Source organism: uncultured Campylobacter sp., assembly GCF_938045225.1.
Lineage (GTDB): Bacteria > Campylobacterota > Campylobacteria > Campylobacterales > Campylobacteraceae > Campylobacter_A.
Map to the genome: position 1 here is coordinate 1 of NZ_CALINL010000121.1, position 7722 is coordinate 7722.

Annotated in this window: 7 protein-coding genes; 5 read left to right on the top strand and 2 right to left on the bottom strand. The window is 44.4% G+C overall.

Translation table 11 applies throughout. The annotated features are described in order from the left end of the window. The 5 genes from Q0200_RS04690 to Q0200_RS04710 form a co-directional block, all read left to right on the top strand. Nucleotides 1-751, top strand: a 751-nt coding sequence (locus Q0200_RS04690; RefSeq protein WP_297938358.1) for a magnesium transporter, incomplete at its 5' end; no start/stop codon positions are given. After that, nucleotides 736-1335 carry an NUDIX hydrolase gene (locus Q0200_RS04695; protein WP_297938361.1) on the top strand — a complete coding sequence of 200 codons (600 nt, stop codon included), beginning with the start codon at nucleotides 736-738 and terminating at the stop codon, nucleotides 1333-1335. The genes Q0200_RS04690 and Q0200_RS04695, both read left to right, overlap by 16 nt. A gap of 52 nt (nucleotides 1336-1387) precedes the next feature. Then, nucleotides 1388-2020 carry a tetratricopeptide repeat protein gene (locus tag Q0200_RS04700; RefSeq protein ID WP_297938364.1) on the top strand — a complete coding sequence of 211 codons (633 nt, stop codon included), beginning with the start codon at nucleotides 1388-1390 and terminating at the stop codon, nucleotides 2018-2020. Nucleotides 2021-2029: 9 nt separating this feature from the next. Then, the gene (locus tag Q0200_RS04705) at nucleotides 2030-2677 is read left to right on the top strand and encodes a tetratricopeptide repeat protein (RefSeq protein ID WP_297938367.1); all 648 of its coding nucleotides are present in this window, start codon (nucleotides 2030-2032) and stop codon (nucleotides 2675-2677) included. Between the two features lie 9 nt (nucleotides 2678-2686). Continuing rightward, entirely contained in the window at nucleotides 2687-3313 is a 627-nt protein-coding gene (locus Q0200_RS04710) for a tetratricopeptide repeat protein (RefSeq protein WP_297938369.1), read from the top strand. Nucleotides 3314-3360: 47 nt separating this feature from the next. Here the strand turns inward: Q0200_RS04710 and Q0200_RS04715 are convergent, their stop codons facing one another. Both Q0200_RS04715 and Q0200_RS04720 read right to left on the bottom strand, forming a co-directional pair. Then, nucleotides 3361-5355 carry a hypothetical protein gene (locus Q0200_RS04715; protein WP_297938371.1) on the bottom strand — a complete coding sequence of 665 codons (1995 nt, stop codon included), beginning with the start codon at nucleotides 5353-5355 and terminating at the stop codon, nucleotides 3361-3363. A gap of 28 nt (nucleotides 5356-5383) precedes the next feature. After that, nucleotides 5384-7722, bottom strand: a 2339-nt coding sequence (locus Q0200_RS04720; protein ID WP_297938374.1) for a hypothetical protein, incomplete at its 5' end; no start/stop codon positions are given.

A 7722-nucleotide genomic window follows, 5' to 3' on the forward strand; every position in this document is an offset into this window, starting at 1 on the left:
GCAAGCAGATCGCTACAAACCCCACGTCGCAAACGATATGGACCTCATGCAAGACGTAGCCGTCATGGTGCAAGACTACGACCTAAACGTCATCGCAGTAACCAGCAGCACGGGCATACTGCTAGGCCGAATAACCGCCGACGATATCCACGACTACATCCAAGAGAGCGCAACAGAGCAAATTTATAACCTAGCCGGCGTCTACGACGAGGCTGAGGAAGAGGATACGAGCCTGGTTAAGGCCACTCGCGCGCGCGCCGTTTGGCTGCTTATAAATTTATTTACCGCGCTTATTAGCTCCTCGATCATCGGGCTTTTTGACGAGACGATAGCTAGCTACGTAGCGCTCGCGGTACTGATGCCAATCGTAGCATCCATGGGTGGAAACACCGGCACCCAGGCGCTTACGGTTACTGTGCGCCGACTAACTCTGGGAGAAATCGAGTTTAAAAACGCCGCAAACGCGCTAAAACGCGAGGTCGGCATCGCGCTTATAAACGGACTAACCTTTGCGTTTTTGATGGGCATTATCGCTGCGATATGGTTTAACCGCCCGATGCTGGGCGTAGTTATCGGCGCTTCGATGCTGATAAATTTGTTTTTCGCCGGATTTTTCGGTACTTTGATACCGCTAAGCTTAAAGAAATTTGACATCGATCCTGCCGTCGGCTCAGCCGTGCTGCTTACCACCGTTACCGACACGGTCGGCTTTTTTAGCTTTTTAGGACTGGCAAAATGGATACTTCTGTAAAAAATATCAAAATAGAAAATTTAACCGCCCCGCGCTACGTAAAGCCGTATCAAATTTCCTTTGAACTGTGCGAGAAGTCCGTCAGATGGGAGTGTATCAAGGCTCACGACAGCGTCTCGGTACTGCTTTATCACGAGGACAAGGACGCGTTTTTGCTGGTTAAGCAGTTTCGCCCCGCCGTTTGGTTTAACCTGCAAGAAGGGCGCGAGCTAAATTTGACGCAACAGGGCGACGAGGGCTATACTTACGAGCTTTGCGCGGGTCTGATGGACAAAGGCAAGAGCGAGGAGCAGACCGTCGTCGAGGAGATCGCCGAGGAGACTGGTTTTGCCGTAAGCAAGGTAGAGCGCATAACATCTACTCGCGGCGCGCTGGGGTTTGGCGGAGCGAAGCAGACGATGTTTTTTGCCGCTATAAACGACGCGATGAAAATCAGCGAGGGCGGCGGCATAGACGGCGAAAGTATCGAGCTAGTTTACGTGCCGCTTGAGCGGGCGCGGGAGTTTATGTTTGACGAAACCAAAACCAAGGCTACGGGGTTACTGTTTGCTTTTATGTGGTTTTTCGATAGAATGGGCAGATAGTTTGCGTCAAATTTTAGATTTTGCGAAAAATAATCAAATTTAAGGAAAACAAATGCTAAAGAAAATCGTTTGCGTCGCTTTTTTGGCGTCTGCGGCTTTTGCCACCGTGCCTGCTTTTGAGGAGGCGAGCGCGGAGCTAGCTCAAAACAACTACGACAACGCCTTAAAGCTCTTTGAAAAGTCTTGCTACGAGGAGAAAAATATCGTAGGCTGCTATGCCGCGGGCTTTATAAACATTAACGCCTATTCGCAAAACTCTAGCGAGGCAAAAGGCTTCGAGCAGTTTTCAAAAGCTTGCGATGCGGGCGATATGGACGGTTGCAAATCTCTGGGCGACATCTATGAAAACGGACAGGCCGGACAGGAAACCGACTATAAAAAAGCGATGAAATTTCACGAAAAGGCTTGCGAGGGCAAAGTAGGCGCCGCGTGTGCGAGAGTGGCCGGATACTACGACGAGGGCAGGGGCACCGAGCAAAATTTAGCCAAAGCGTCTAAATTTTACGAAACCGCGTGCAAGTACGAGGACGCGAGCGGCTGCCACGCGCTAGCCGATATGTACGAAAGGGGCGAGGGCGTGAAAAAAGACGAGACAAAGGCGATGGATTTTTACGGGTTAGCTTGCGACTACGGCTCTAGAGGAGCTTGCGCCGATTTTAGAAAACTTTATAAAAATAAAAAATAAGGAGCCGCTATGTTTAGGAAAATTTATCTTGTTTTGATTTTAGCCGGATTGGCGGCCGCGCAGACGAATTTTGAAATCGCTACTAAAAAATACCTACAAGATATGGGCGATAAAAACGTGCCCAAACTCTACGAAAAGTCGTGCCGCGAGGATAAAAACGCCGTCGGTTGCTACATAGCCGCTCAGCTAAAAGCATATCAAACATACGACCTAAAAGACGATGAGGAGTATGCGCGAATCAACGGCGAAGTTTTTGAGCTTTATAAAAGCGCTTGCGATCTTGGCTACGCTAAAGCTTGCTCTATGGCGGGCGATTTTTACGACTCTACGCCGTCAAATGATAATTTTGTCGTAGAGCAGGACGATACGGAAAAGTCGGCCGAATTTTACGAAAAAGCATGCGAGAGCAAAGACGGGGAAGCTTGCCTAAAGATAGCTAAACAGCACGACAACGCCTCGAAATTCGCCGATGCGCTAAAATACTATAAACTAGCCTGCGAGGCCAGAGAGGCCGAGGGCTGCTACAACTCGGCGGATATCTACGAATCAGGCGACGGAACGCCTAAAAATAGCGCCGAGGCGGCAAAATATTACGGTCTTGCTTGCGAAAACGGCCTTGGTCGCGGCTGCGCCAAATCTAAAAAATTTAGCAAATAGGAGGATGCGTTGAGAAAGATTATTTTAGCCGCGATCTTGGCGGCGGCAGCTTTTGGCGGGAACTTTGAACAAGCCACGAAAATATATCTAAAAAAATCGGACTTCGAAAACGGCGCGCGACTGTTTGAAAAATCTTGCAACGACGATAAAAATGCCGCCGGTTGCTATATGGCGGCGTTTTTGGGCGAGCAGGGGCTCTCATACAACGACGATGACGGCGGCGAAAAGACCTTTGCGCTATATAAAAAGGCGTGCGATATGGGCGACATGGACGGCTGCACGGCCGTAGCCGCGGTGTACGAGGGCACCATACTGTGGCAAATCTCTCAGATAGACTACGAAAAGGCGGCGGCACTTTATGAAAAGGCCTGCGAGGGCGGAGTCGGCGAGGCGTGCTATAGGGCGGCTGCGCATCATAGCGGCGAATACGGCGGCGCTAAAGATCCGCAAAAAGTCCGCAAATACTACTCGCTAGCCTGCGACCACAAAGACTCGCAAGGCTGCTATATGCTCGCGCAAGGATACGAAAAGAGCGAAAATGATATGAAAAAAGCGATGGATATTTACGGGACCTCTTGCGACTACGGATATACGGAAGGTTGCGTTAAATTTAGGGAGATGGTTAAAAAGCAGTAAAATATTTTTTAGATCAATAAAATTTTTAAAGTAGGTTAAATTTTAACCTACTTTAAAAGCCCATATTTAAGCATTTTCGGCCTAATTTTTTCTATATTATATTTTTCTAAAAGTACTTTTAATCTCGTTACTTTGGGATATAAATTATGTTCTCTCCAGAGCTTACCAAATTCGTCTTTATTGTAACTTTCTAAATTTTTTAAACCGTTTATGCCAGTTTCGGTGGATAAAAAATTATAAATTTTATAAATTTCCGTTTCTTTTCTCTTTCTATCTAATTTTCTTTGGGATACTTCCCAAAATTTAGAGTTGCTATCACAAGCATTATATTGTGTGCAAATAGCAAACAAAAGACAGTTTTGCAGAAAATCCATATCACCTTGATATAAAATTCCGCCATCACCCGTTTTATATACAGTGTCTACAATTCGATAATCTTTTATCTCTCCTATGATTCCTGTTTCAGAAACCTTATCACGAGAAGCGCAAAATAGTGGCAAAATTTTTAATAAATTTTCTTCACTTACCCATTTTTTACCATATCTTTCATCGGAATTTATGCTTCCTGTAAGTCTTGGCGAAGCAAAAGAAAAATTACGTGCCTCAATTACGCAGATCCCATTTTCTTTGCCATCATTTTGATATAGCTCAGATATGGTTTTTTTGACTTTTTTCACCACAAAATCATCGTCTATATCGTTTTTAAAGTGTAACTCGTCGTAGAATTTATCTTTATTACTCCAATGCAAAAGAGCTATCGCACTTTCTCCCGCATTAAAATATTTTTTATTACAAAGATAGCACTCTTTTACTTCTTTATTGATTAAATCTCTAGATTTCCAAATTTTTATCGGTCCATAGTGGATATAAGCATATGGTTTGTAGTATTTGAAAGCAGAGAAACAAAACTGCTCATCAAGATCTTCACCACCGCCTGTATTGCTCATCTGCGTATGAACCCAAGTCTTTTGATATTTTGATTTTATTCCGCCGCTTTTATTGGAATTGGTTTGGGCATAAGGCGGGTTTTCAAGAAAAATAACCGCTAATTTTTTAATATTATTCTTTTGTATATAATTATTGATGGCTCTTTTATACCAGCATACTCCCTCTTGCGATAAGGCATCTAGGACCTTAACATTTGCCATACCGTTAAAACGAATATTTGCTGTTAAGGCTTCTGCTTCGTTTATTGTGCCCAGTATCAAATGCGGATAAATTTCTTCATTAAATTGACTTTCTAAATTTCCGACACCGGCACAACGATCTATGATTACGTAATCATCGAAGCCGTCTTTCTTGGAATTTCTTATTGCATTTAAAACATACTCCGTAGAAATTTTAACGTATCTAGGTGGCGTAAAGAATGCGCCTTCCATTTTTTGGACATATTTTTCATTCATTTTATCATTATTTAGTATTAGTCTATTTATATCATGCTTTTTATAATCGAACGGCTTAAACCAACCACTCATACCTTTCTCTAAATATTTATATGCCTCTATCTTTGTATTAACGTCCATCATTTTATAGATATTTTGTATGACTTCCACTAGATCCACGTCCTCATCAGTCAAATCATATTCATACGTTTCTTTTTTATCGTCGAAATATTTTTTAAATTTACTATGATCTGTATGCCAATCAAATTTTTCTTGCAACTTACAATGACAGTCATATACTTCCACTAAAAATGTTTCGAGCTCTATATAAATGCGATAGTAAGGTATTGGCTCACCTTTTTGCTTTAGACGCGTCGGTATAATATCATAAAGTTCTTGATAAGCTTTTTTTGTTCCACCGCCCTCACTTTCGTTTAGTTTGCATTCAATAATTGTATTTCTTACTATGCCATCGCTCTGATTTCTATCCATATTTTCAGGCTGTATATCATATCCACACTGTTTTAGATAAACATAAAAAACCCTTTGTCCAGCCACCTCTTGCTTGAGCATGGCTGCAACAATAGCCTCTTTGCTTAACCTAAGATAGTTTTCTTTCATGATATTATTTAAAATTTCTTGATTTTTAATTGCGCTCATTTTAATTCCTTTTTTATTAAATTTATAGCTAAAACAGCCCTTTGATAAGCCCTTTTATAACGTCCTTTTTCGCATCGCCCGTGGTGCCGTTTTCGTCGTCCTTGCCGAATTTCTTATCCAAAAATCTATCCAGTTCTTTGACTGCCTTGCCTTTTAGGTAGTCCGAGCCGATCGTGTATTTCGGGTTGTCGCTAGTGCCCGTGACCGTGATGTCGATATCGGTTTTTTCGTAGTTCATTTTTATCGGTACGTTTACGGCCTTGGTCGCCATGTCGTATTTGCCGCTGGTTACCGAGACGTGGCTTCTAGTCGCGTTCATATCGGCGTTAAAGTCGATAAGGTTTTTATTTATCGTGCCTTTTATTTTGCTGTTTTTATAGATTTCGCTCGTGATGTCGCGTCCCGTGAATATCCTTACCTGCTCGGTAAAATCGGTCTTTACGAGTCTGCCTTCGTCCACTATGACGTCAAATTTACCTTTTTGCGAGACGAGATTATAGTCCATCGTCATATCGCCAATGCCGTCATAGACGTGCGAGAGGCCCAAAAAGTCGGTGAGGCCTTTGGCGGTAAAGCTTTTTAAATTTGCGTTTAGGATATCGTCTTTTAAGACCGCCTTAAGATCGCCGTTAAAGAGCCGAGAATTTACGTTTGCGCTTAGCTTTTCGCCCGTTTTCGTCGCATCGCCGATAACTAGCAAAGGCCCGTAAAGCGGTCGTCCGACCAAAAACTCGATCTCTTTTAGCTCCCTTATGCTAAGCTCAAAGTCCGCCTTCGCCGAGCCACTTTCAAGCTCGTAGTCGCCTTTTAGATTTTTTAGCGCGATTAGGTTTTTGTTTGCGTTTGAGACGAGGTTTGCTGCTGCGTCAAATTTAGCCTTGCCGCCGTTTATAGCGACATCCGCGTTAGCGTCGAATTTCGTGCCGCTTGGGAAGCGTTTATCCAGCTCTTTTGCTACGACGGCGCTGTTTACGATACCGTTTTTGACGTTAAATTTAGCCGTACCGCTGAGATTTTTCGGATCGAGCTCGCTTAGATTTACCGCTCCGTCGATCACGGCGTCGGCGTAGTTTGGCAGCGCAGCCAGCGTAAATGCGTCTTTTAGCGAAAGCGCGCTTAGATTTGCCGCGAGTTTTTCGTTTTTGAGGTTTGCGTCTATCTTGCCGCCTAGAGCGTTTGCGTTTAGAACTAGTTCGCTAAGTGCGTTATTTGCGAGTTTTGCCGCGCCTTTGACGTCCACTTTGCCAGATAGTTTTTTGCCGATTAGCTCTTCAAATTTACCCAGATCATCGATACCCGCGTCAAATTTGACGTCCGCGTTTTTATCATCCAGCCCGTAAACGCCGCTTAGGCTTTTTAGTTTTAAAAGCTCAGAGTTTAGCGAGGCGTTAAATTTGGCTTTTGAGCTTGCCACGTCGGCGTTTGCGTTTAGTTCAAATGCCAGAGGCTTGCTTAAATTTATCTCCTTTGCGACCTGTTTTAGCTCTGCCGGATTTAGCCGCGCGTTTTTGGTGGCGAGCTTAACCGAGCCAGAGATATTTTGCGTGTTGTGCACATCGTTTAGCACTGCTTCGCCGCTGATCGTTCCACCGACAAACGCTGGGAAAGCGGCGATTTTAACGAGTTCGTCAAGCTTTAGCGAGCTGATTTTGGCGATTAGCTTGCCGCCGTTTAGCACCGCATCGACGTTACCGCCAAAGCCTTCAATCTTGACGTCGAAGTTTTTTAGCTCGCCAGCGGTGGCTATGACGTTGCCGTTTGCTTTAAACGCGCCGCTAAGCTTTTGCCCCACGACGGGCTCAAATTTGGCCAGATCGTCCACGATGAGCTTGACGTCGCTGCTTAGGGTATTTGAGTTTGGATCGTAGATCGTCTTGTCGCTACCGATCGTCGCTAGCGGCGTGATCACGGCGCTTTTGGCATTTACGATACCATCTTTTACGTCGGCTACGATTTTGCCGTTTGCGGCGAAATTTGACGGCAGGGTGACGTTAAAATCCTTTGCGATGAGCGCATTATCGGTTTTGACGTCCAAGATATCGATATTTGCGGTGCCGTTTGGCTTGCCGCCGCTTTCTACTATATTTGCGACGGCAGAGATTTTGCCGCGCGCGTAGATAGGCTGACCCGCTAGCGCTAGAGCTTTTTCTACTTGTAAATTTTTGGCGTCGAGCTTTAAAGAAAGCGGCTTGTAGTCTTTTAAATTTGCATCAAAGCTAACGTTTGAGCCTAGCATTTGGCCTACTCCGATAGCGGTGAAATCGCTAAATTTGCCTTTTGCGATGCCTGAGATTTTCATAGCTTCGCTTAGCTTGACGCCCAGGCTTTTTAGATCGCTAACGGCGACGTCGTATTTTAGGTCGAGGC

Excerpts from the sequence above, each read along its gene's own strand:
- Q0200_RS04700 (WP_297938364.1), top strand. The coding sequence starts at position 1,388 with ATGCTAAAGAAAATCGTTTGCGTCGCTTTTTTGGCGTCTGCGGCTTTT.
- Q0200_RS04715 (WP_297938371.1), bottom strand. The coding sequence starts at position 5,355 with ATGAGCGCAATTAAAAATCAAGAAATTTTAAATAATATCATGAAAGAA.
- Q0200_RS04695 (WP_297938361.1), top strand. The coding sequence starts at position 736 with ATGGATACTTCTGTAAAAAATATCAAAATAGAAAATTTAACCGCCCCG.
- Q0200_RS04705 (WP_297938367.1), top strand. The coding sequence starts at position 2,030 with ATGTTTAGGAAAATTTATCTTGTTTTGATTTTAGCCGGATTGGCGGCC.